The 22,201-nt window shown below is 45.0% G+C and carries 21 protein-coding genes and 1 pseudogene; 8 read left to right on the top strand and 14 right to left on the bottom strand.

Annotation, left to right across the window (positions count from 1 at the left end; genetic code table 11):
- Positions 1-133: 133 nt before the first annotated feature.
- On the top strand, positions 134-1,318 hold the full coding sequence (locus tag AB4Z17_RS15920; RefSeq protein ID WP_441960778.1) for an acyltransferase: 1,185 nt from the start codon (positions 134-136) through the stop codon (positions 1,316-1,318).
- A 53-nt stretch (positions 1,319-1,371) separates the two neighbouring features.
- Here AB4Z17_RS15920 and AB4Z17_RS15915 read toward each other — a convergent pair whose 3' ends face one another.
- Positions 1,372-2,007 (bottom strand): hypothetical protein, encoded by a 636-nt coding sequence (locus AB4Z17_RS15915; RefSeq protein ID WP_441911379.1) that lies wholly within the window; start codon positions 2,005-2,007, stop codon positions 1,372-1,374.
- Positions 2,007-2,474: a hypothetical protein gene (locus AB4Z17_RS15910; protein ID WP_441960777.1), complete on the bottom strand. Its 468-nt coding sequence runs from the start codon at positions 2,472-2,474 to the stop codon at positions 2,007-2,009. Before AB4Z17_RS15910 ends, AB4Z17_RS15915 begins: the two co-directional genes overlap by 1 nt.
- Positions 2,475-2,716: 242 nt before the next feature.
- On the opposite strand from AB4Z17_RS15910, the gene AB4Z17_RS15905 reads away from it, so the two are divergent.
- On the top strand, positions 2,717-3,589 hold the full coding sequence (locus tag AB4Z17_RS15905; RefSeq protein WP_441960776.1) for a VOC family protein: 873 nt from the start codon (positions 2,717-2,719) through the stop codon (positions 3,587-3,589).
- A gap of 96 nt (positions 3,590-3,685) precedes the next feature.
- Here the strand turns inward: AB4Z17_RS15905 and AB4Z17_RS15900 are convergent, their stop codons facing one another.
- From AB4Z17_RS15900 to AB4Z17_RS15885, 4 genes are all read right to left on the bottom strand, one after another.
- Complete coding sequence (locus AB4Z17_RS15900; RefSeq protein ID WP_441911385.1) at positions 3,686-4,093, bottom strand: GNAT family N-acetyltransferase; 408 nt, start codon at positions 4,091-4,093, stop codon at positions 3,686-3,688.
- Positions 4,094-4,277: 184 nt separating this feature from the next.
- Positions 4,278-5,324 carry a DUF4179 domain-containing protein gene (locus AB4Z17_RS15895; RefSeq protein ID WP_441960775.1) on the bottom strand — a complete coding sequence of 349 codons (1,047 nt, stop codon included), beginning with the start codon at positions 5,322-5,324 and terminating at the stop codon, positions 4,278-4,280.
- Positions 5,290-5,817: an RNA polymerase sigma factor gene (locus AB4Z17_RS15890; protein ID WP_441960773.1), complete on the bottom strand. Its 528-nt coding sequence runs from the start codon at positions 5,815-5,817 to the stop codon at positions 5,290-5,292. Before AB4Z17_RS15890 ends, AB4Z17_RS15895 begins: the two co-directional genes overlap by 35 nt.
- Before the next feature lie 434 nt (positions 5,818-6,251).
- Complete coding sequence (locus AB4Z17_RS15885; RefSeq protein ID WP_441911390.1) at positions 6,252-6,761, bottom strand: GNAT family N-acetyltransferase; 510 nt, start codon at positions 6,759-6,761, stop codon at positions 6,252-6,254.
- A 114-nt stretch (positions 6,762-6,875) separates the two neighbouring features.
- On the opposite strand from AB4Z17_RS15885, the gene AB4Z17_RS15880 reads away from it, so the two are divergent.
- From AB4Z17_RS15880 to AB4Z17_RS15870, 3 genes are all read left to right on the top strand, one after another.
- Complete coding sequence (locus tag AB4Z17_RS15880) at positions 6,876-7,748, top strand: LysR family transcriptional regulator (protein ID WP_441911392.1); 873 nt, start codon at positions 6,876-6,878, stop codon at positions 7,746-7,748.
- A 210-nt stretch (positions 7,749-7,958) separates the two neighbouring features.
- The gene (locus AB4Z17_RS15875; RefSeq protein ID WP_441911393.1) at positions 7,959-8,888 is read left to right on the top strand and encodes an ABC transporter ATP-binding protein; all 930 of its coding nucleotides are present in this window, start codon (positions 7,959-7,961) and stop codon (positions 8,886-8,888) included.
- Positions 8,889-8,893: 5 nt separating this feature from the next.
- Positions 8,894-10,015, top strand: coding sequence for an ABC transporter permease (locus AB4Z17_RS15870; RefSeq protein ID WP_441911394.1), 1,122 nt, complete (start codon positions 8,894-8,896; stop codon positions 10,013-10,015).
- Positions 10,016-10,099: 84 nt separating this feature from the next.
- Here AB4Z17_RS15870 and AB4Z17_RS15865 read toward each other — a convergent pair whose 3' ends face one another.
- The 7 genes from AB4Z17_RS15865 to AB4Z17_RS15835 form a co-directional block, all read right to left on the bottom strand.
- On the bottom strand, positions 10,100-11,176 hold the full coding sequence (locus tag AB4Z17_RS15865) for a cation diffusion facilitator family transporter (RefSeq protein ID WP_441911395.1): 1,077 nt from the start codon (positions 11,174-11,176) through the stop codon (positions 10,100-10,102).
- A 232-nt stretch (positions 11,177-11,408) separates the two neighbouring features.
- Positions 11,409-13,091 (bottom strand): glycerol-3-phosphate dehydrogenase/oxidase, encoded by a 1,683-nt coding sequence (locus tag AB4Z17_RS15860; protein ID WP_441960781.1) that lies wholly within the window; start codon positions 13,089-13,091, stop codon positions 11,409-11,411.
- A gap of 186 nt (positions 13,092-13,277) precedes the next feature.
- Positions 13,278-14,768, bottom strand: a complete 1,491-nt coding sequence (glpK, locus tag AB4Z17_RS15855; protein WP_441911396.1) for a glycerol kinase GlpK — start codon at positions 14,766-14,768, stop codon at positions 13,278-13,280.
- Positions 14,769-14,799: 31 nt separating this feature from the next.
- Positions 14,800-15,354: a glycerol-3-phosphate responsive antiterminator gene (locus AB4Z17_RS15850; protein WP_430063306.1), complete on the bottom strand. Its 555-nt coding sequence runs from the start codon at positions 15,352-15,354 to the stop codon at positions 14,800-14,802.
- Between the two features lie 59 nt (positions 15,355-15,413).
- Entirely contained in the window at positions 15,414-16,433 is a 1,020-nt protein-coding gene (locus AB4Z17_RS15845) for a LacI family DNA-binding transcriptional regulator (protein WP_076267232.1), read from the bottom strand.
- Between the two features lie 140 nt (positions 16,434-16,573).
- Positions 16,574-16,963 carry an ArsR/SmtB family transcription factor gene (locus AB4Z17_RS15840; RefSeq protein ID WP_441960771.1) on the bottom strand — a complete coding sequence of 130 codons (390 nt, stop codon included), beginning with the start codon at positions 16,961-16,963 and terminating at the stop codon, positions 16,574-16,576.
- Positions 16,964-17,034: 71 nt separating this feature from the next.
- Complete coding sequence (locus tag AB4Z17_RS15835) at positions 17,035-19,701, bottom strand: family 78 glycoside hydrolase catalytic domain (protein WP_441960769.1); 2,667 nt, start codon at positions 19,699-19,701, stop codon at positions 17,035-17,037.
- A gap of 219 nt (positions 19,702-19,920) precedes the next feature.
- On the opposite strand from AB4Z17_RS15835, the gene AB4Z17_RS15830 reads away from it, so the two are divergent.
- Genes AB4Z17_RS15830 through AB4Z17_RS15820 form a run of 3 tightly spaced genes read left to right on the top strand, consistent with a single transcriptional unit; the run spans position 19,921 to position 21,690 of the window.
- A complete protein-coding gene (locus tag AB4Z17_RS15830) occupies positions 19,921-20,787 on the top strand; it encodes a helix-turn-helix domain-containing protein (protein ID WP_441911400.1) in 867 nt (288 codons plus the stop codon).
- 49 nt (positions 20,788-20,836) lie between these two features.
- Positions 20,837-20,998 carry a hypothetical protein gene (locus tag AB4Z17_RS15825; protein WP_339204950.1) on the top strand — a complete coding sequence of 54 codons (162 nt, stop codon included), beginning with the start codon at positions 20,837-20,839 and terminating at the stop codon, positions 20,996-20,998.
- A gap of 47 nt (positions 20,999-21,045) precedes the next feature.
- Entirely contained in the window at positions 21,046-21,690 is a 645-nt protein-coding gene (locus AB4Z17_RS15820; protein WP_441911402.1) for a metal-dependent hydrolase, read from the top strand.
- A gap of 104 nt (positions 21,691-21,794) precedes the next feature.
- On the opposite strand, the pseudogene AB4Z17_RS15815 reads toward AB4Z17_RS15820, so the two are convergent.
- Positions 21,795-22,201: pseudogene (locus tag AB4Z17_RS15815) on the bottom strand (alpha/beta hydrolase); the annotation flags it as partial.

Raw genomic sequence — 22,201 nt, 5'->3', positions numbered from 1 at the left:
GCTCTTTCTTCTGTAATCCGATATAAAAATAAAAGTATTGGCTGAAACTGGGAATAACCTTATAATAACGAATAGAGGTTTCCTCATAGCCTCTTAACACAAGCTAGTATCTTATAAAAATAAGGGGATATTAATGGCACAATCAGCAAAAAGACCATATTTACCTGCTCTGGACATCTTTAGAGCATTCGGTATTTTAGCGGTCATCATGATTCACGCAACATCAGCGGTCGTAGCTAAATACGATCACAAGGCTACGCTATATCCTCTTTATGTCTTTCTAAACACATTTACCAAATTCGCAGTGCCCGTCTTCATCTTTCTAAGCGGCTTCGTCCTGTTTTACAACTACTACAACAAACCCTTCACAGCAACAGCAATTGGGCAGTTTTACAAAAAACGAATATCTAAAGTATTGATTCCTTTTATATTATTTTCGTTCCTCTATTTCGCCTTTACGAGACTGGCAACTTACGGATTTAGTGACCTGCAAACCTTTATTGGTTACTTTACAACGACTAAATTTCTCAAAATGCTTATCTTTGGCAAAACCTATGTTCATCTTTATTTTGTCGTTATTATTATTCAATTTTATGCAATATCACCACTAATGCTGTACGCCGTTAATCGGTTTCGAAAATCCAGCCGGCATATCGTCTGGATCGGTTTGCTGGTGCAATGGTTATTTATTTTTATCATCGTCCGGGAATATCATGTGGTTAGCCCCGGCAGCTATGCGTTTACGTATATGCTTTATTTTACGGCAGGTGCATTTATCGGTATATATTATGAGAAATTCGCTGAATGGATTAATCTCACAAGAAAAAACGCTACTCCGTCAAAAATTGCAGCTTCACTTGTGCTGTGGGCACTATTCTTATCGTCAAATATGACTATGGTCTACTTTTATTACGAGAAACGGTTAACTGGGCTATCTGTTATAAACACAAGTCTATTAGAGCTGATAGATGAGGTGCGGTGCGTTACGGCTGCTATTGTGCTGCTTCAAGTTTCCTTCTGGATTTATACATCATGGAACAAGATGGTCGTCAAAGCTCTTATACATATCGGTGCCACATCCTTTGGCATATATTTGGTCCATCCCTTAATTCTGTATCTATACCGCCAGACGAATGCCAGCGGCTCTCCAATTCTGTTCCATGTTTGGGTGGCCGGCGGCTTCCTGCTCGCACTCGTTATTCCTTGGGCTATCATGGCACTAAGCGCACCATTCAAATGGCACTGGCTGCTGTTTGGTCCGCTTCCAACTAAGAAGAAACAGCCTGCTTCTCCAATACAGCCAAGTATCCAAGGATAATAAAAAAAAGAGCCGTTCGATCGCTTCCAAAGTAAGCGCGGACGGCTCTTCTATTAAATTGCTTTCTTCATTTCCGTTTCTAATTTCGCATCCGCTTTAATCTCCCGCTGCTCATCATTTAGCTCATATAATAATTGCCCGTTTGCATCATAGGCATACACCTTATTCATTCTGGAAGCCGACTGCTCTTTAGTAGAGCTGCGAATAGAACGCCCAGCAAGATATACCCCGTCTTTCATAAGCGCATCCTGCTCATATCCATCCCACCATGCAATTTGCACCCTGCTTATATTCGGATCATTCAGTTGGCCAACAGCATAATAATGACGATACTTGCCAAAAGTAGACATGCCCATCCGAAAGCTGAGTAAGATTTGCGGATCCAGCTTCATTCCAAATCCACCGCCGCGGAAGCTCCAAAAAAGTCCAAGCGAACGTTTCACGAACAATTGATGTTGGAGCTCATGTTTACGATCAACGATTAGCAACAGCTCATAGCCTTGGCCTGTCTTTGATTTTAAGGAAATAGGAGCGTAAGGAGACTCCATCATATCCAGTGCATGCTGTGCTACTTTCTCCACACGAATTGAGCTTTGTGAGAAAAGCGCAGAATAGATGATAGAGCAAGCCAGAAGAATCAATAACCAACGGATCAAGTGACCGAAAACTATTTTCGTAGATGACTGCATTAGTCTGCCTTCCCCTCCTCAAGTGGTATATAAAAGGAAAAGGATTCGCCATAAGCTTCATTAAATACGGTGACGCTTTTCAGATTAGGCGGCACGTTAGTAAACGTAAATTGACCCTTTGATCGATAAAGCCGCATGGATGCACCTGAAGATTGATACTGAAGCACCTCATCGGCATCTGTTTTTATTTGAATGGTATTAGGCAGTTGCGGCACCGAAAAAAATCGTTTTGAAGACAAATAAACAACCAGCTTCCCTTCCCCATAAACAACGCCGTCAATACTTATCTCTTTGTTGAAATAGGTTTGCTTATCTGCATCCACCTTATAATAAAAACCCTTCTTCTTAGCCTCGCTCAGCTCAGCATCATGATCAAACAAATCAATTGAAGGAAGTGCAAAAAGCAGCGAAAAACCTCCAATAACAATAAGCAGCACCCACTCTACCCTTCGTAATATTTTTCTCATTTCAACCTCCTTTTGATTAAAATACTATAAGTTGATTACTTTTARTAAGCTACTTTAATTTTTATAATTCATATGCTATTATAAACCTACTTCATACGATTTGAGCTTATAGCAGCCTTAATGGCCGTTGGTTACATTTTCCAATATTGTACATGATATAGACGTAAAGGACTATGCTTTAGGTGCAGTTTATTTAAAGCAATCAAGTATCGCAACCAAATATACTTCAAGGAGGATTAATCATGTCGACATTTTTGGATGAACAAATTTCACTGGGAGAAGTAAAGCTTAAGGTAAGCAATCTCGAGCGTTCAATCCTTTTTTATACGGATGTTGTCGGGCTAAAGGTTTTGCAGCATGATGAAATACATCGTGTTGCAGCATTCACTGCTGATGGGAAACATACGCTGCTCGTTCTAGAGGAAGTACCGAATGCCGTTGTGCCGCAAAAACGCTCTCATGCTGGTTTGTACCATTTTGCAATTCTGCTGCCGGATCGTCGCTCCTTATCGCTTGCGCTCCGCAACTTGATCACAAGCGGCATTCATATTGGGCAGGCCGACCACTTGGTAAGCGAGGCGCTTTATATTTCAGATCCGGATCATAACGGCATCGAAATTTACGCGGATCGTCCGCGTGAAGAGTGGAAGCGAGATGCCGAGGGCAATTATGTGATGGCAACAGACCCGCTTGATCGGGAAGATCTGCTTGCTCAGAGTGAAGGTCTTACATGGAGCGGTCTCCCGCAAGGAACCGTTATTGGACATATCCATCTTCACGTAGGCGACCTTAGGAAGTCGCGCGCGTTTTATGAAGGCAAGCTAGGCTTTGATGTTGTTGGCGATTATGCGCAAATGGCTGCTGTATTCGTCTCGGCTGGCGGATACCATCACCATATCGGCATGAACATTTGGGCAGGCGCAGGTGCTGCCTTGCCGTCAGCCAATACGGTTGGCTTATCTTATTATACGATTGTTTTCCCAACTTCAACTTCTCGTGAAGCTTGGCTCGAGCATCTGCGCAGCGACGGTGTTGAAGCTGCAGAGCAAGGAAACGCGTTCGTTGTACATGACGCTTCCGGCATTGCTATTCACGCGACTGTAAAATCGGATTAATTGCGTATTCTAGTCGGCAGAGCTGATTCAAATAACAAAGGCAGACCAGGACATAAAATTATGTCTTAGACTGCCTTTGTTCTGCTCACCCCTAAACTACCTTTTCAGTAGGCGATTCATAAATCGTTCAGTATCTCTTATAAATCCATACTGTTCATACAATTCATGAGCATCATGCGTTCGCAGTATGCCGCCAATCCCTTCGAATTCTTTTGCAATGAGTTCAACTAACTTCTTTCCGAGTCCTCTGCCTCTATATTCTTCGTCAATAAAAACATCACACAAATAATAGATCGTTGCCCAGTCCGTTACGATTCGAGCAAATCCAACCTGCCTTTTATTATCGTAGATGCCAAAACAAAATGAATTTTGAATTGATTTATGAATCGTTTCCACTGGCCTTTGGTTTGCCCAATGGCTCCTTGATAAAAACTCGCAAACGGTATCCATATTAATAAGTGACTTGTCATCACTAATTAGAAACTCTTTATATAGATGATTCAAGTTGATGGCCTCTTTTCATATTGTATTTTTATGCATATAAATCAATATATATTCAGAATAATTTTATTTATATTTCTTGTCAATACAATGCAGGTTAACAGCTTCTTCTGTAACCAGTCCATACCATCAACAAAGAAAAGAGGAACTGCATACATGCAGTTCCTCAAATCGCACAACGCTTGAATTAGTCCATTGGAATGACCTTATCAAAAAATTCGACAGCTTTTATTTCTTTATCATTGATAATGGGGGTAAATGGCTTCACGATCGTTATGGTGTTAGTTATAAGATCCCCCGAGGACATCCCCTTAAAAACAGCCGTTGTCTCCGATGTTCCATCTTTGTAATGTATGGTGATCGGATATTGATCCGCATACTCGTTTAACCCTATTTCCCCTGAGGATCGGCTCGCTGCCTCAGAAATCTCTTTGGTATGCGCACTGTCTACTTTTATTGTAACGGAAATGGGCGAGATAGAAATGGATGATAGTGTTGCTTCGTAGCTATATAATGATATGCCCTGATCAATCTGATACGTTGTTGACATATCCTTATAGTCCAAATTGAATTTAATTTTCCATGAACCTGGATTTACATTTTCAAATGTATCGGGATAAACATCTGCCGCCTCTAAATGACTAAGCATCAAAGTAACAGGACTTCCTGCGATTGTTCTATTCTTCGTTAAAAAACTCATCATTAGACTGATTTTATTATCGCTTGGATTCTCATCGTCCAATAAGGTGTAACCGGTTGAAGAGCTATTTGAACTCATATGRTCAAAACTTAAATATGTCTCAAAACGATACCTTTTGGCATCTAGAACGGTACCTTCCGGCGCGGTAAAGTCCAAAAGAACATATATCAAATTGCTGTCTCCGATAATCTGTTTAACTTCAATTGTTCCATTCTCGTTTACCGCTTTTTTGTTGACTAATTGAGCGCCGTTTTCCAAATACAGCTCCTGTTCGTCATTCGCCGGGTTTAGAAAGTTCAAAAATTTCATATCGAGGCCCATATAGCTTGCTGCAAAAGCAGTTGTCGTTAGCAAACAGATCATAACCGCTGCAGCCAGCATCGCAGATCTTGCATGTCTCCATGATGTTGGTATTCTTTTGTCCACGGTTTCCGATTCAATTTTCACAATCATGTCGTGCAATAGTTTGTCCTTATGTTCCTTATTAGGCTTTATGGTTTCAAGTATTCCCTTGAACTGGTTTTCCGTCAACATATATCCCTCCCAAATCAGCCTTTAGGCGTGTTCGTCCTTTTGATAATTGTGTTTGCAGCGTACTCTCTTTTCGATCTAATAGTTTTGATATTTCTTTTACAGAATAATCCTCCACATAGTAGAGATATAACACCGTTCTGTATTTTTCAGGAAGCCGCAGCAATTTCTCGAGTATATCCCTCTGCTGCTCATTGTTTTCCCAGTATGTTTTTTCCGGCAAAACGTCTACATCAACCCGGCGAGATCTCCACCAGCTTTTTAATACGTCTTTACAGGTATTTTTGGTCGTCACAATAAGCCATGCTTTTTCATGCTCGCGGTCATTAAAGGTTTTGTTGTGCTTGAATAGCTTTAAAAATACAGACTGAACAGCGTCATCCGCATCCATCGTATTTTTCAATAGGATGAAACATAATCTGTACACCATATCGATATTCCGCTCATACATTTCAGAAAACTCACTATGGGTACGACTTAAAGATTGGTTGTCCATTTATTCACCTCCTATATAAAACACGAACGACCATTCAAAAATATCTTATAAGAACTTTTTTTATATGGCTTCATGAAATAAAAGCAGCCTGCCATGCGGCAAACTGCTCCTTGTTCTTTATTTTATTAGAATTCAATCCATAATGGCAGTATTAAAAAAATGATTGTAACTACCACGCTTATAGCAAGCAGGAGCTCACCAATTCTTTTGCTGACGACTGCTCCAAAATCATGAATATTTCTTTTCGAAACTAATATTGTCGCTAACCAAAACGGCATGGAAGCTAAAAGGGAGTATAGAAAGTGATCCATATCCAAAAGGTTTTCTAACTGCCAAAACAAATCAACTCCTCCGCAGATATAATATCCATATTGTACCATGTGAATTTATGCGAGGAAATCTATTCTGGGAGTTTGCCTGATCTAACAGGTCAATTAAATCAGCGTTTTGTAATAAAAAACCGTTGCATCTAATTTACCGTCTGCCGATCGTGCATAGCCAGGAATGCGTCCGGCTTCAATGTACTCTAATGAAGTATACAGCATATTCGAAGGATCCCCCTCCCTCGTATCGAGAACTATCAATGTTCTGCCTTCGTGCCTTGCTCGCCCTTCTGCCTTTTGCATAAGTAAACGTCCAATTCCTCTAAGACGATAGTTTGGATGGGTCATTAATTTTGCAATTTCCCCTCTGTGTCCACCATTTTGTTTCGTACATAGATGCAGCTGCACGCTCCCAACAATTCGATCATCAATTTTAGCAACATACAAAATCACCTCCGGACTTAACACAGCCTCCCAGTACATTACAGCATCAGAAAGCTTCATTGGGGGTAAAAAACCAATTGACGCACCATCTTCAACGACCTGCACCAACAGATCCGCCAGCCCGTTAACATGCTCTTCAATGGATTGTATTTGTTCAATCATCACATCACCAGCCATTCAAATCTCCTCCAAACCATGAGTATAGTTTAATAGTAATGATCGAAGTATAATTTGTATAACGAATTTATTTGATTATAATGATTCATATTTCAAATTAGTTGAGGTGCAGCTATGGATATTTCACAGTTAGAGGCTTTCTTATCGGTGTGCAAAATTCGCAATTTCACAAGGGCTGCAGAGTATTTGCATATCTCGCAATCTGCTGTTACAGCAAGAATAAAAGCGCTGGAATTGTCCGTTGGAAAGCCGCTGTTTCTACGTGATAATCGGAATGTAAGCTTAACGCAGGCAGGCATCCATTTCCTCCCTTATGCCGAGAGGATGCTGCTGCTGTTTGAAGAAAGCAAGGTAACGTTATCCGAAGGATTAGAAAACTATATCGTCATGAGCGGACCTGGCTCTGTTTGGCATTACTATTATTTGCAGCATATTGTTTTGTTTAGGCACGCACACCCGAAGGTCGCTATTAAATTTCTGAGCTACATCGATTCAAGCTACATGATTCGTGATCTTTTACTCGATGGCGTTGTACAAGTAGCAATTCGGTACGACCCTCTTGATCGCCCTAATGTTACTAAACATTTCCTATTTGAGGACGAAATTATACTTGTTTCTTCTCAAAATAGTTCTAACTTGTTTACGAAAACAGACTTCTTCTCGGGACAATATTGTCACATCGAGTGGGGATATCCGTTTCCAGATTGGTTTCGCTCGATCGTTGGGGAAGGTTATCTGCCTACTTTTGAAACCGACCACTCCACCATAATGCTCACATTGCTTTTGCAAGGAGCAGGATTTGGCTTCCTTCCCCGATCTATTGCGCAGCCTTTTCTAGATGATCACCGTTTATATGAACTGCGCTGCGAATTGCCTTTTCCAGTTACGAGGGCCTATGCTCTCTATTTAACAGACAATCGCGACCATCCAAGCGTAAAACTAGCCTTGCAATTGCTCGATGTTCCTCTAGCTTCGACAGGAGTTTGAACACGCTGGTCGTTTTGAAAATCTTCAAACCATTCCGGCCTCCGCCTTAAGACCGAGTCCGAAGCATGCTTAAGACGGTACTCTCATAAAATGGATACGGTTAAAATTATTGTAGCAGATCAATTAAAATCGGAAACCTTACATTACAAAAACAAAGCGTATGCTTTCGAAGTCAGTTTTTGCTTCACAAAAACTTTAGGAGGTTACATAATGCCCGTATTAGAAGTGCGTAATTTACAAAAGAGCTTTGGATCAGTCAGCGCTGTAGCCGGCATTAGCTTCACCGTCGAGGCGGGAGAAGTGTTCACCATCATCGGTCCAAACGGCGCAGGAAAAACGACTACGCTTGAAATGATTGAAGGGCTGCAAAATCCTGATTCCGGCCAAATCGAATTTGGTCCTCTAAATTGGACGAAAAACAGTGAACAAATCAAGGTGTCCATCGGTGTTCAGCCTCAATCCAGCGCTTTGTTCGATTTATTGACGGTAGAAGAAAATTTAGATTTGTTCGCTACCTTTTATCCAAAATCCCGGCCAGCAGCAGAAGTGCTCGAAATGATTAATCTCACTGATCAGCGCAGCAAGCAGGTTAGGAAGCTCTCCGGCGGACAGAAACAACGGCTTGCCATCGGACTCGCCATGATTAATGACCCTACGATCATTTTTTTAGATGAGCCTACAACAGGACTAGATCCGCAGGCAAGACGGAATATATGGGACATTATTCTTAAGCTGAAGGAGCTAGGCAAAACAACCATCCTTACTACCCATTACATGGAAGAGGCCGAAAAGCTGAGTGACCGTGTATGCATTGTTGATCAAGGGAAAATCGTCACCTTAGATACTCCAGCTGCTTTAATTGATCGGCTCACGAAGGAACGAGAGGTCAGGCTTACCTTTATTGATGGCGCTGAGGCAGCTCTTGAGACGGAGAAAGTCGCGACACTCCACCATGCTGTCGTCCGAACGAATCGCGAAGGCGCTTCGCTCCAGCTATGGACGACACAGCCTGAAGAAACATTGTATGAGCTGTTTGGATTTACAAAGGATCGCGGCTTCCGCGTCGAGCAAATCTCTATTCGTGAAATGAGCCTGGAAGATGTATTCATTGCCTTCACCGGCAAGGAATGGAGGGATTAAGTTAAATGAACAGCACCAAACAATTTTCCAAAATGTTTAGCGCCCAAGTCAAAATGATGTTTCGCGAAAAACAAGTATGGTTTTGGAACATCTTTTTTCCGATAATTTTAATGGTATTGTTTATGGTCATTTTTGGCGGAGGCTCATCCGATAGCTTTAAAGCTACAATTGCCGTTGTTGATTCACAGCCGAATGCCAATTCGAGCATGCTGCTTGAACAGCTGCGCCAAATCCCGGTATTCGAGTTTAAAGAAGAGCAGCCAATCACGAAGGAAGCCGGCAATACGCTCATTGAGAAACAAGATATTGATGCGCTCATTATTTTGCCTGAATCCGACAGCTCCACCACAATGCAGCTCGTTGTAAACAAAGCCAATGAGCAAGGCGCTACCACTCAGGCTATCGCCGGTATTTTGGATCAATTTATTCAACAGACGAATTGGACCGTTGCCAAAGCTACGCCAACATTCAGCTTAACTAGACAATCCATTTCGCAAGGCTCCGAGGATTTGAATTATGCGGACTTCCTGCTAACTGGCATGATCGGTTTAACTCTCGCGCAGGGCGGTCTGTTCGGCATGGTCAGTCTAGTTGAGATGCGCAGAAAGGGACTGATGAAGCGGCTTCGCATGACGCCAGCCAAAATGGGCCTTTACGGTCTGGCAGGCGTAATTGTAAAGCTGTTGCTCGGCGTTTTTCAAATCATTATTTTAACATTGATTGGCGTATTCGGTTTTGGCGCAAATCTTCATATTAATGTGTTAAGCTTAGTTATTGCTTTCTTTGCAGGCGCACTTGTATTTAATGCGATGGGTTATTTATTCTCTTCCTTCAGTAAATCTATAGAAGCTTATATGGGGATGTCCAACATTGCCAGCATGCTCATGATGTTTCTTAGCGGTGTATTTATCCCACTCGAAATCATGCCAAACTGGCTGCAGCCGATTGCACAAATCTTGCCGCTTACTTACTTCGTGGAGGGCATGCGGGATGGTCTCATCTACAATTCCGGTATCATTTCAACCTCATTCTGGATCGGTATTGGCATTATGGTCACATGGGGCGTTGTATCCTTCTTAATCGGCTCCCAAGTGTATAAATCGAAATCGGCTGTTGAAGCAGCCTAGTCGTAATCATAGGCTAAAAAATAGGGCTGTCACAGAAGTAGATCATCCTACTGAAGTGACAGCCCTATTTTACGATAACCGGATCTATACCTTGCAAGCAGAGTGCTTCAATTGCGATTTCTCGATTTGAATCGTCGAATGTTCAATTTGGAATCTGTCGGCCAGATGTTGAATCGCTTCTTGAAGAATGACTTGGCAATCCTTCTCATCCTCAACAATAAGATGGCAGCTTAAGGAGTCTATTCCCGATGTTATTGTCCAAATATGAAGATCGTGAACGTCTTTGACACCTTGAATGTCTAGCAGTGCTTCTTTAACCTGCTCAGCATTCACATGAGCTGGGGTTCCTTCCATCAGAATATGAACGGTTGATTTAATCACTCCCCATGCGCTTCGCAAAATAAGAAGAGCAACGACTACACTAATGATCGGGTCAGCGATATACCACGAAAATGAATACATCAAAATGCCGGCAATGATCGCGCCTACCGAACCAATAGCATCCCCGATGACATGAAGATAAGCACTGCGAACATTTAGATTGTCCTTCACATCCGCCTTCCGCATAAGAAACCATGCACTTGCTATATTAGCCAGCAAACCGATACCAGCTATAATCATCATCGACCCGCTCGCGACGGTCGGCGGTTCACCGAACCGCTTTATTGCCTCCGCAATGATAAACGCGGCGATAACGAACAGTGTAATGCCATTAAACAAGGCTGCCAATATTTCAAAACGATGAAATCCATAAGTGCGGTTAGAAGAAGCTGGACGCACGGCAATCCACATTGCTGCCAAGCTTAACGCCAGTGCCGCCGTATCGCTCAGCATATGCCCTGAATCAGACAATAGCGCCAACGAGTTCGTCACAAGTCCCCCTACAAACTCCAGAACCATAATACCTGCTGTAATAATAAGTGCGATCAGCAATCCCGCTTTATTATTCGGAGCATGAGAATGTCCATGATGACCATGACCATGCGAGTGACCATGGTGGTGACCGTGATGGCTGTGATTCCCATGCGAATGCTTAGGTGCGTTCTGTTCATGGCTATGGTTATGGTCGCATGCTCCATCTCCATGATCATGTTGATGGTTTTCCGCAATGGCTGCTGTTTTTAAATTTCCCCCTAGTTTCCCATCCTGTGATCCGTTCATAATTCTCTCCCCCAATCCATTCCAACAGACTCTATTAGTCTGCATCTAAACCAACTATTTCATGAATACAATCGAATTTCCATAACATATGAATACATGCTCATATGTTATTAGGTTTATTATATGTAATTTATGCTAATGTTGCAACTACTTTTACGCACAAAAAAAGAGGCGCATCTCTGCACCTCCATTTCTATTCGGGTTCCGTTGATCTAACGAATATCGAAGCAGCTTAGCCTTTCAGCGGCTCTACTGCTTCAACCAGCTTTTCTTCCAGCTCCAATGTATAAGCAGTGCGCTGCTCATCATTCCACTGCAGACGATTCGCCATCGCGGCTATGACCTGTGTTTTCCACTGCTTAACATATCCGATTCGGAAGAACAGATCACCCGTGCGGCGAATAAAGAAATCGGTTGGCTTTACTGTCATTTCCGCCTCTATGGCGTAACGAAGCTGTACCGCTAGTATGAGCGGCAGTTCAAAGGTTTCCGCCCAAGCGCCTGTGCTTTGCGCCAGTGAGAACAGCTGATCCACGTTTGAGCCATAACGCTGCGCCAGAAAAGCAGACTCTTCCTTGCTGAAGCCATAGTGCGCTCCCTCTGCTGATTTCTTCTGAACAAAAGGCTCAAAACCTTTTGACCCGCCTAAATCCCCGCCTGACATCGTAATCGTCTTGGTTTCGCTTTTGGCAAAAGCTTTGCTGCTGCCCTCCTGCCCGAACAATTCTACCACTTTATCTACAACGGTTTCAGCCATCTTGCGATAACCCGTCAGCTTGCCGCCCGCAATCGAAATCAGCCCGGAATCCGATACAAAAATCTCATCGCGACGCGATATTTCCGAAGGCGATTTCCCTTCTTGCTGGATAAGCGGGCGTAGGCCTGCCCAGCTTGATTCCACGTCCGCTTCCACAAGCTTAAGGTCTGGGAACATAAAGTTAACAGCTTGCAGCAAATAAGTGCGATCCGCAAGCGTCATCACAGGATTGACGGTATTGCCCTTATAATTGGTATCCGTCGTACCGAAGTACGTTTTTCCCGCGCGCGGAATTGCGAATACCATCCGGCCGTCCGGCGTATCGAAGTAGACGGCTTGGCGCAATGGGAAACGACTCTGGTCGAAGACCACATGAACGCCTTTTGTCAGACGGAGCGTTTTCCCCTTCTTCGATCCATCAATTTCGCGAATATCATCGACCCAAGGACCCGTAGCATTAATGACTTTAGTTGCCTTCAACTCGTATTCAGCTCCGTTAATCATATCTTTAACCAACGTGCCTGTTATTTTACCGTCTTTGCCATAACGAAGCGTCTCAACCTTGGCATAATTCACCGACAATGCGCCGGTTTCTACCGCCTTCTTCATCACTTCTATCGTCAGCCGTGCATCATCGGTACGGTATTCTACATAATAACCGCTGCCCTTTAAGCCATCCCGCTTCAAAAGAGGTTCCTTAAACAGCGTATCCTCTACGTTCAGCATCATCCGGCGCTCTTTTCGTTTGACGCCAGCTAGAAAATCGTAAACGCGCAAACCAATCGATGTTGAGAATTTACCGAAGGTGCCGCCCTTATAAAGCGGAAGCAGCATCCATTCCGGTGTCGTAACATGCGGCCCGTTCTCATATACGATTGCCCTCTCCTTGCCAACCTCAGCTACGACACCAATCTCTAGCTGCTTCAAATAACGCAAACCGCCATGGACCAGCTTCGTTGAACGGCTAGAGGTACCTGCTGCAAAATCCTGCATCTCCACTAAAGCCACTTTCATACCGCGCGCAGCAGCATCAAGCGCAATGCCCGCGCCAGTAATTCCTCCGCCTATGACGAGTACATCCAGCTGCGATTGCTGCATCTGCTTCAGTACTTGCTCACGATTTTGGGCGGCAAATATTTCTTTATTATGAATGGTCATCATGATTTCCTCCCGATTGTCTATTTATTATTGTTCTGCCATTTACAGTTCATTACTCATGAATGAATCTAAATAAACAAAAAAACCACTCAAACCGCTCCCCAATCCCTAAAAAGGGTGTGAAAGCGGTTCTCGTGGTTTCTCCTGATCTCCAACCGTTATTAACTTGCCATCAGTATAGCATAATTATTGCGCGAAAGCCATGGCCGCTCGGACTGCACGATGCCATCCGCTGTATAAATCGGTACGTGTCTCCTCTTCCATAGCAGGCTTAAATACTTTATCTACCTGCCTCAGCTTAGCCAGCTCCTCGCGGTTTTGCCAGAAGCCTACCGCAAGTCCGGCTAAATATGCAGCTCCGAGCGCTGTAGATTCATTTACTACTGGACGCTCCACGGGAACGCCAAGCAGATCACTTTGGAATTGCATAAGCATGTTGTTGGCAACGGCTCCGCCGTCTACACAAAGCGACTCCAGCGGCAAACCTGATTCCTCCTCCATAACGGAGAGGACATCTTTGGTCTGGTAAGCCAGCGACTCTAATACTGCACGGACAAAATGTGCCTTGGACGTCCCCCGCGTGAGTCCAAATACGGCTCCTCTAACATCGCTATTCCAGTACGGCGTACCGAGTCCAACAAATGCGGGCACGACATAAACGCCGTCCGAAGACTCCACCTGCTCCGCCAGAGCTTCCGTCTCGGAAGCCGATTCAATAAGTTCTAGACCATCTCTAAGCCACTGAATTGCAGCACCTGCCACAAATACGCTGCCTTCAAGCGCATATTCCAGCTTGCCATCAACCTCCCACGCAATCGTGGTCAGCAGCCCCTTCTCGGAGACGATTGCTTTGGTGCCTGTATTCATTAACATGAAGCAGCCCGTACCATATGTGTTTTTTGTATTTCCTTCTGCATAAGCATTTTGACCAAACAAAGCTGCTTGCTGGTCACCAGCTGCTCCTGCAACAGGGATTTTGCGTCCGACTATTTCATCAACCACATGTCCGTAAACTTCAGAGGAAGAGCGTACCTCCGGCAGCATAGCTTTTGGAATGTTCAAAATATGCAGAAGCTCATCGTCCCAGCTCCGCTCATGAATGTTGAACATAAGCGTTCTAGAAGCATTCGAAACATCCGTTACATGCACCTGTCCACCGGTTAAATTCCAGATCAGCCACGTATCAATCGTGCCCAAGAGCAGCTCGCCTTTCACAGCACGCTCGCGTGCGCCCTCCACATGCTCAAGCAGCCAGCTCACCTTCGTGCCTGAGAAATAAGCATCAATGAGCAGGCCCGTCTTCTCATGAAACTGTTGCTCATAACCGCTTTTCTTAAGACCATCACTAATTTCCGCCGTTTGGCGGGATTGCCATACGATCGCGTTATGAATCGGTTGACCCGTCGTTTTGTCCCAGACAACGGTTGTTTCCCGTTGATTCGTAATTCCGATTCCAGCAATTTGCTCAGCGGTAATGCCTGTTTTGGCGAGCAGCTCTGCCATTACCTTTTTCGTCGACTGCCATATAAACATCGCATCTGCTTCTACCCATCCTGCATGCGGGTAAGACAGCGGAAGCTCTTCTCTTGCTATATCTACAATGGTTCCACTTTTATCCACGAGCAGCGCGCGCGTGCTGGTTGTGCCCTGATCGAGCGATAACATATACGTTTCCACTTGAACCCCTCCTTCACTTTTCAGCTTCCGCTTATTTTCCTAGCTTCCACAGCTCTTTACGTGATGTCGTTATCGCCGAAGCTCCCGCTTCAAGCGCCTGGCTGACATGCGCCTCCGTACGAATTAGTCCTCCCGCTATAATGGGAATGCCGCTCCGCTGCTTCACTTCACTTATAATATCCGGTATAACACCCGGCAGCACCTCAATGAAATCAGGACGATTTTTGTCCAGCACCGTATAACTTCTCTCCAAAGCATCCGAATCAATAAGAAATAATCGCTGAATGGCAATCAGTCCATTCTGCTTCGTACGACCAATAACGCTGGATCGCGTCGAGATAATGCCTGCAGGCCTGATAGACTGGCATAGAAACTCTGCCGCGTATTCATCGTTTTTCAAGCCATCGATCAAATCGGCATGCAGCAGTACCTTTTTGTTATGCTGACTCGCCAGATCAACGATATGCTTTAACTGCCCCAAATGCCCTCCAAGAAGCACCATGTACGAAAAAGGCGAGGCAAGCACCGCTTCCACATCCTTCAGCTTATGCACTGCCGGCAATACGTTTTGCCCGTTTAGCAACATCGACATCTTGCCACCTCCGCTCGAATGCTTGAATTTACTCGTCTTAGCTGCTTCTTTATTCAGCGCTTCACTCGTTTAATGCTGCTCTCACGTTCCTGCAGCTTGGTCGGCAATACGATCTTTTTCGCAATATCCCGCTTTGAAGCCAGACGATCAGCAAGCAGCTCAACAGCCGTCTCGCCCATATACTCCATATGCACCTTAACCGTCGTAAGCGGAGGCTGCAAAAAGGCTGAAATAGCGATATCATTGTAACCGACTATGGAAATATCTTCTGGCACCCGAAGCTCCGCTTCATGGAGTGCTCGGAGGGCGCCGACGGCCATAGAATCATTTTCGATAAAAAAAGCGGTTGGCACTTTATTCCCTTTTATCGCTTGCTGCATCAGCTTATATCCGTCTTCGGAATACAAATGCTCTCCCGTATAAACAAGTTCTGCATCGTACAGTCCTTTATCAGTCATTCGTTCTATAAATACATGCTCACGCTCATCACGCACACGCTTATTATTTACTAAGTTATGCCCGCCAATATAACCGATTTCTGTGTGGCCTAGGCGAGTTAGATAATCAATCACTTCTGAAACCGACTTTCCGATATCAATAACAACAGAATCAAATCGATTGTCATCTGGGGAAGAATCAACGAACACAATAGGCTCCAGCCCCTCTGGAAAACGGTTCAGATCCTCTTTCTCAAAGCGCCCGATTGCGATGATGCCGTCAAACGACTCGCCTCGCCAATCTTTCTCGTCAGAGTGGACTTGCATAAACAATTTTACCAAATCCATATTTCTATGGAAGCACTCTCGCTCGATACCTAGCCGAATGGCCATGTAATATGGATCCAGCATTTCCTCTTGATCAGAATACCAGTTCACAAGACCAACCCGGTAACGCTCTTTAAGCCCAGCACCGTTACGTTGACGCAGCGTCTTGTAATTTAACTGCTGCGCGATTTCAAATATACGTTTGCGTGTCTCATCTGCAACCGATATGGCTGGATCATAATTAAGCACCCGCGACACGGTCGCAATTGAAACCTTTGCTTTTTGTGCAATCTCTTTAATTGTAGCCATATTCCCTTTCCTTCCTGCTAACCCGTGACGATAAGTAAAATTATACTTTAATTTTACTAAAAATCAATAAAATCCATTTGAATAAAACAAAAGCTGCTCCCCATGGTTGCTAACCGTGAAGAGCAGCTTTGTTTGATGTATTATTCATGCTTCAAATGCTGAAGCGTCAGCATAAAGACTTGTTCTACATGATCGTCATCGAGCGAATAAAAGACGGTTTTCCCGACTTTCCTGCGCTTGACGATACGCATGTTACGCAGCAGCCGAAGCTGATGAGAAACCGCCGATTGCCCCATGGAGAGCACCTCAGTCAAATCATGTACGCAAAGTTCAGACTGCACTAGCGCATGGATAATCTTCACTCGCGTGGGATCGCCAAGCGCCTTGAACAAATCAGCCAACTGAGCAGCTGTTGTTTCATTAATCATTTTGCTTCTAACATTCTCTATGTTTACCTCAGAGCCTGCGCACGAATCATCACATGCTGCGACAACTTGATTATCCATCATCATCCCACCAACCCTATTCATCCTAAAGCATATTATAACATGTTTCAGTTGATGGGGTGAATTTGAAATACCTGCTTGCAGCTTGCACAGACTTACCAAGCAAATCGATAGCTGCCAGACCCTGCTTGTATTGTAACGCCTGCCTCGGTCTCAGCTGCTGATGTTATTCCCGCACTCTCAGCTAGCAACACGCCGCTCTCGGTCACCTTCGATCCCGATTCCGCACCTGGCAAACGAATTTCCGCAGTGGTATTCGAAGGAATTGTCACATCAAGCGTGAAGTGCCCCTCTTCCGATATGGACCATTTTGAGCTAACTGAGCCATATACCGTCTCAATCTTCCCTTCCGCCCACGTCAGCCCTTCGCCCGGAAGCGGTGCGATGATGATTCGTTTATAGCCAGGAGCATCTTCCACCGTTTGAATGCCCGCTACCGTCCGGTACATCCAATCGCCAATCGCTCCGTAAGCATAATGGTTAAATGAGTTCATATCCTTGCTCCAGAAGCTTCCGTCCTCCTTGATACCGTCCCAGTGCTCCCAAATCGTCGTAGCGCCTTTGGTCACAGGGTACAGCCAGGATGGATAGGTTTGCTGAAGAAGCAGCCTATACGCCACGTCATTTTTACCAAAAGCACTAAGCACATGGTTCAAGTAAGGAGTACCGACAAAACCTGTCGTCAAATGGTCTTTGCTTTGCTCAATCAGCTCTGTCAGCTTGGCTATAGCGCGTTTCTCTGCTGTTTCATCCAAGAGTCCAAACATCAAGGCTAACACTTGAGCTGTTTGCGTCGGAACTGCCAGCCGTCCAGCGCCTGTTACAAACTCTTCTCTAAGCGCGGCTACAATATTGTCGTACAGTTCCGAGTATCTCTTCGCATCAGCATCCTTGTTGAGCACTGCTGCCGTCTTCTGAACGATGGATACCGAATAGGCATAAAAGGCCGTCGCGATAAAATCCCGATCCGTTGCCCCTACATAATCGCCCGACTTGGCATCAAGTCCAAGCCAATCCCCGAAGTGAAAACCTGTATTCCATAAAAACWCATTTTCGCCTTGGCGCTGAATATACGATACCCACGCCTGCATGCTGTCATATTGCTCTTCTAATATCCGTTTGTCTCCGTAACAAATATATAACGTCCAAGGACAAATCACTGCTGCATCTCCCCATGCTGCCGAGGACATGTCATTCTCGCCCAGCACCTGAGGAACCACGAATGGAACGCCGCCGTCTTCTGCTTGATCCGCCTCTACATCCCGCAGCCACTTCGTGAAAAAAGGAGCGACGTTAGATAAGTAAGATGCCGTTTGAATGAACATTTGCGCATCTCCAGTCCAGCCAAGACGTTCATCCCGCTGCGGGCAGTCGGTCGGTACGTCAAGGAAATTCCCCTTCAGGCCCCATTTGATATTATGCTGAAGCTGATTGACGAGCGGTTCAGAGCATTGAAACTCACCGGTTTCCTCCATATCCGAATGCAGCACAACACCTGTAAAATCATCAAGCTTAATGCTCTCCGTTTCAGGGAAGCCAATCAGCTGCACATATCGGAAGCCTTGAAACGTAAAGCGCGGCTCATATGTTTCGGTCTCTCCGCCCTTCAGCACATATCGAATCATTTGTTTTGCCGCACGCAGGTTTTCGGTGTAGAAATTGCCTTCCTGATCAAGCACCTCTGCATGCAGCAGCGCTACTTCGGAGCCCGCTTCTCCCTTTATGGCAAACTGCACCCAGCCAACCATGTTTTGGCCAAAATCAAGCACGGTTTCCCCTTTGGGTGTCGTAATCAGAGCAATCGGCTTTAACCTCTCCTGCTTGCGAACAGGCTCATTCACCTGCGGCCTAAGCATATGCTTCTCATGCTGAACCACTTCAACCGTCTGCCACTCTCTTGCATTGTCCTCATAAGCGGCTGTGCTCCAGCCCTCTTGTTCCAGGCGTGCATCATACGTTTCGCCATGATAAATTTCCGAGAACTGAATTGGACTGACCGCTGCCTTCCACTTCGTATCGGATACAACGATCTCTTTACGTCCATCCTCGTAAACGATGTGCATTTGCAGCAACAGCGCCAAACGACCGCCGTACACGCAGCGTTGATTGCCCCACGCCAAGTTCCCTTTATACCAACCGTTTCCAAGGGAAGCGCCAATTGCATTCCCGCCTAATTTCAGCAGATCAGTCACATCATAAGTTTGGGTTTGCAGCGTATGATTGTAACTCGTCCAGCCCGGCGCAAAATAACTATCGCCAACTCGCTGCCCGTTCAGTTCTAGCTCGTATATGCCGAGCGCAGTCGCATAAAGCCGCGCTTCCTTCACTTTGCCTGTGAGCTCAAAGCTTCTCCTCATTAGCGGGCTAGGCTCCGCCTCAATTGGCAGCATCGCAAGCGGCGCAGCGATCCAGTCGCCAAGCCACTCGTCTGGACTAAGCAGCCCCATTTCCCAGAAGGCAACAGCAGACCAAGCGGTTGCATCTCCATCTTGATTCCAAGCCCGAACACGATAATAATAGCGTTTACAGGATTCACCGACAAAAGAGTCCAGCTCAACATGCGTTGACTGCTCGCTGTTTACGCGTCCTGACTGCCATAGGATCGATGCAAAGTCTGGTTCTGCCGCAATCTCAATCTCGTAAGCCGTTTGCTTGACCGCCCGCTCATCTGAAAGCAATTTCCATCCTAAACGAGGTTTTCTCACTCCGATTCCAATTGGGTTTTGCTGATATTCACAATATACCGCGCTAATTTCAAACATCCTATAATCCTCCTTAAGATCATTGATAACTATTAATTGATGTCCCGAGCTTATAATAGAGTTGGCGCCCTTTTTTTGCGTGTTCGCCTTCCTTGCCACAACGCTTTACACTATAATTATAAAAAAGCATGCTTGAAAAATGTTGGGTAAAACGGACAATATCATGCGGCAAACAGGACATTTTTACAAAATGTAGAACTTGCGCAGGGAGAGCTCACGATGAACCATCCCGTAGAAACATACCGTGGAGAGTACTTTTTTCAAAACAACCAGCTGCTTTACGTTAATCGGGCAAGCGAAAGCATCATGAGCCCCTATCATGATCACGATTTTCTCGAATGCGTATATATTGCAGAAGGAGCCGGCTATCACCATATCGGAGATCAGGTGCATAAGGTACGGAAAGGTCAGGTATTTTTCATCCCTATCGGCATTTCTCATGTGTTCAGGCCGATTTCCTCCGACCAAGCCCGCAACCCATTAAGCGTATTCAACTGCGTCTTTTCTCCATTGCTGCTGCATAAGCTTAGTGCATTCGCTTCCGATTATCGCAGCGCACAGTTTATTAATGATATGGAAAGCGGCAATTTTCCCTATTATTCTTGTATGGATACAAATAGTCAGTTTGAGAAGCTGTTTCTATCCTTGCATAGAGAATTTGAACTGACTCAGAGCGGCTCGTCCGATTACTTGCATACGCTGCTGCTCCAGCTGCTCATTACTTTGCAGCGCTCTGTTGCTAGCGATCCGGAAGTTACGGCTCGTGCGCCGCAGCAGCTGGAATTTATAAAGCTGTTACATGATCTTGATCAGCGTTTCCAGCAGGAGCTGACCCTAGCCAAGCTGGCCGAGACTAGCGGCTGGAGCGAGCGTCATCTGCAGCGGCTCTTTCAGCAGTATACGAAACAAAGCTTTCATCGTTATTTGCAAAATTTGCGTATTCAAAAAAGCCAAGAGCTGCTTCGCGGCTCTCAGCTAAAAATCAGTACCATTGCCGAAATGGTTGGCTATCGCGATATTCATTCTTTTAACGCATTGTTCAAAAGGTGCACCGGCATGACGCCTAGCGTCTATCGCAGAGGCTAGAGAATAACCTCAGCTGGCATGCCTAAGCAGAAGGAGGTTCAATATCATCATGTTTACTCTAAAAGAAAAGCTTTATTTGCTTCAGCTGCTGAAGCAGCAAAATCGGAAACGTTTATTTGGCTTTGGCAAAAAAGACCCGGCGCATGATCGGCTGGTAGAGAAGCTGGAGCAAATGGTTCGAAACGAGCAAGTTAACAAAGAACAACTATAATAGACTGCCATATTTCATGCCACGCATAGTCAGTCACAGGAGGAATTATGACAGGAAAGACCCATCTTGCCATCGGAGCAGCTGTTGGTGCAGCCGCTTCTGTTTATTATCCCTTTACGATCGAGCACGCCGCTTTGTACATTGCTGTAGCCGGATTTTCAGCGCTAAGCGCTGATCTTGACGGACCAAGCATGCTCAGCACCAAGCTCAGCAAGCTATCGAAGCTCATTCGTGAGCTTACGCTTTGGTCCGGGTGCCTGCTAGCCGGAGTCGTTGCCTATTATTTTTTCACAGATCAGTCTCCATCACCGGTTTACATAGGCGTCGCAGCCGCTATCTTCCTGCTGGGTCTTGTTGCTAAACAAGGCGTTATCCGGAATGTACTTGCCAGCGCAGTCGGCTGTGCGGTTATGTACGCTGGCTACTACTACCAAATGAACTGGCTTATCGGCTTCGGACTGTTTTCAGCTTGGGTGCCTTGGCTGAAGCACCGCGGTATGACGCATACAATATGGGCCGTTCCGATTTGGGGATATATCGGCCTTGGACTGGAAAATCAGCTCCAAATCGAAGGGATCGCAATCGTGGCTATGCTCGGTTATTTATCTCATCTCGTAGCGGACACGCTCACGCCAAGCGGCGTAAAGTGGCTATATCCGCTTACGAAAAAATCTTTTAAAATCCGTTTATAATCTAAAATAAAAGCGGCAGCCTGGACGAGTTACCAACGTCCGAGACTGCCGCTTTTTATTTAGCCCACTATCTTCTTGATCAGCATCTGCTTCAAAATAATCATCTATTTGTCTTGTTTTACTTGCTCCATAAATGCCCGGAAGTTCTCAGCGATTTCTTTTGACTTGGTATGGTGCAAATAATGACCACCTTCAAATGTCATCACTTTACCATGAACAGAATCTTTTACTTGCCCTTCATGCAGCGGTATCCATCCTTTTACGCCTGTATTATTCGCTTGAATAAAGAAAATAAGGGGAAGCTCTTTAGGGAATGATAAGCTTCGAGCTGCAACAAAATTGGGATAAAGATTTTCCAATTCATTTATGCTGGTGCTATTAAACATGTTTTTGTTTTGCAGCATCTTCATTTGTTTTTTTGTTTCATCATCATATGGCATCCCAGCAAACGGATCCTCACCAAAACTCGTCATTAATCTGCCGAAACCTGATTGCTTGAGCAGTTTAAAAG

Origin of the sequence: Paenibacillus sp. TAF43_2 (assembly GCF_052113545.1) — a bacterium.
GTDB lineage: Bacteria > Bacillota > Bacilli > Paenibacillales > Paenibacillaceae > Pristimantibacillus.
The sequence above is the reverse complement of the archived record's forward strand: the minus strand, read 5'-3'. Positions and strand labels throughout refer to the sequence as shown.

Bases quoted from the DNA above. Each gene is read 5' to 3' on its own strand.
- AB4Z17_RS15860 (WP_441960781.1), bottom strand. From the start codon at position 13,091: ATGACCATTCATAATAAAGAAATATTTGCCGCCCAAAATCGTGAGCAA.
- AB4Z17_RS15830 (WP_441911400.1), top strand. From the start codon at position 19,921: ATGAACCATCCCGTAGAAACATACCGTGGAGAGTACTTTTTTCAAAAC.
- AB4Z17_RS15865 (WP_441911395.1), bottom strand. From the start codon at position 11,176: ATGAACGGATCACAGGATGGGAAACTAGGGGGAAATTTAAAAACAGCA.
- AB4Z17_RS15920 (WP_441960778.1), top strand. From the start codon at position 134: ATGGCACAATCAGCAAAAAGACCATATTTACCTGCTCTGGACATCTTT.
- AB4Z17_RS15825 (WP_339204950.1), top strand. From the start codon at position 20,837: ATGTTTACTCTAAAAGAAAAGCTTTATTTGCTTCAGCTGCTGAAGCAG.
- AB4Z17_RS15840 (WP_441960771.1), bottom strand. From the start codon at position 16,963: ATGAATAGGGTTGGTGGGATGATGATGGATAATCAAGTTGTCGCAGCA.
- AB4Z17_RS15915 (WP_441911379.1), bottom strand. From the start codon at position 2,007: ATGCAGTCATCTACGAAAATAGTTTTCGGTCACTTGATCCGTTGGTTA.
- AB4Z17_RS15890 (WP_441960773.1), bottom strand. From the start codon at position 5,817: ATGGACAACCAATCTTTAAGTCGTACCCATAGTGAGTTTTCTGAAATG.
- AB4Z17_RS15880 (WP_441911392.1), top strand. From the start codon at position 6,876: ATGGATATTTCACAGTTAGAGGCTTTCTTATCGGTGTGCAAAATTCGC.
- AB4Z17_RS15850 (WP_430063306.1), bottom strand. From the start codon at position 15,354: ATGTTGCTAAACGGGCAAAACGTATTGCCGGCAGTGCATAAGCTGAAG.
- AB4Z17_RS15845 (WP_076267232.1), bottom strand. From the start codon at position 16,433: ATGGCTACAATTAAAGAGATTGCACAAAAAGCAAAGGTTTCAATTGCG.
- AB4Z17_RS15885 (WP_441911390.1), bottom strand. From the start codon at position 6,761: ATGGCTGGTGATGTGATGATTGAACAAATACAATCCATTGAAGAGCAT.
- AB4Z17_RS15910 (WP_441960777.1), bottom strand. From the start codon at position 2,474: ATGAGAAAAATATTACGAAGGGTAGAGTGGGTGCTGCTTATTGTTATT.
- AB4Z17_RS15870 (WP_441911394.1), top strand. From the start codon at position 8,894: ATGAACAGCACCAAACAATTTTCCAAAATGTTTAGCGCCCAAGTCAAA.
- AB4Z17_RS15905 (WP_441960776.1), top strand. From the start codon at position 2,717: ATGTCGACATTTTTGGATGAACAAATTTCACTGGGAGAAGTAAAGCTT.
- AB4Z17_RS15820 (WP_441911402.1), top strand. From the start codon at position 21,046: ATGACAGGAAAGACCCATCTTGCCATCGGAGCAGCTGTTGGTGCAGCC.
- AB4Z17_RS15875 (WP_441911393.1), top strand. From the start codon at position 7,959: ATGCCCGTATTAGAAGTGCGTAATTTACAAAAGAGCTTTGGATCAGTC.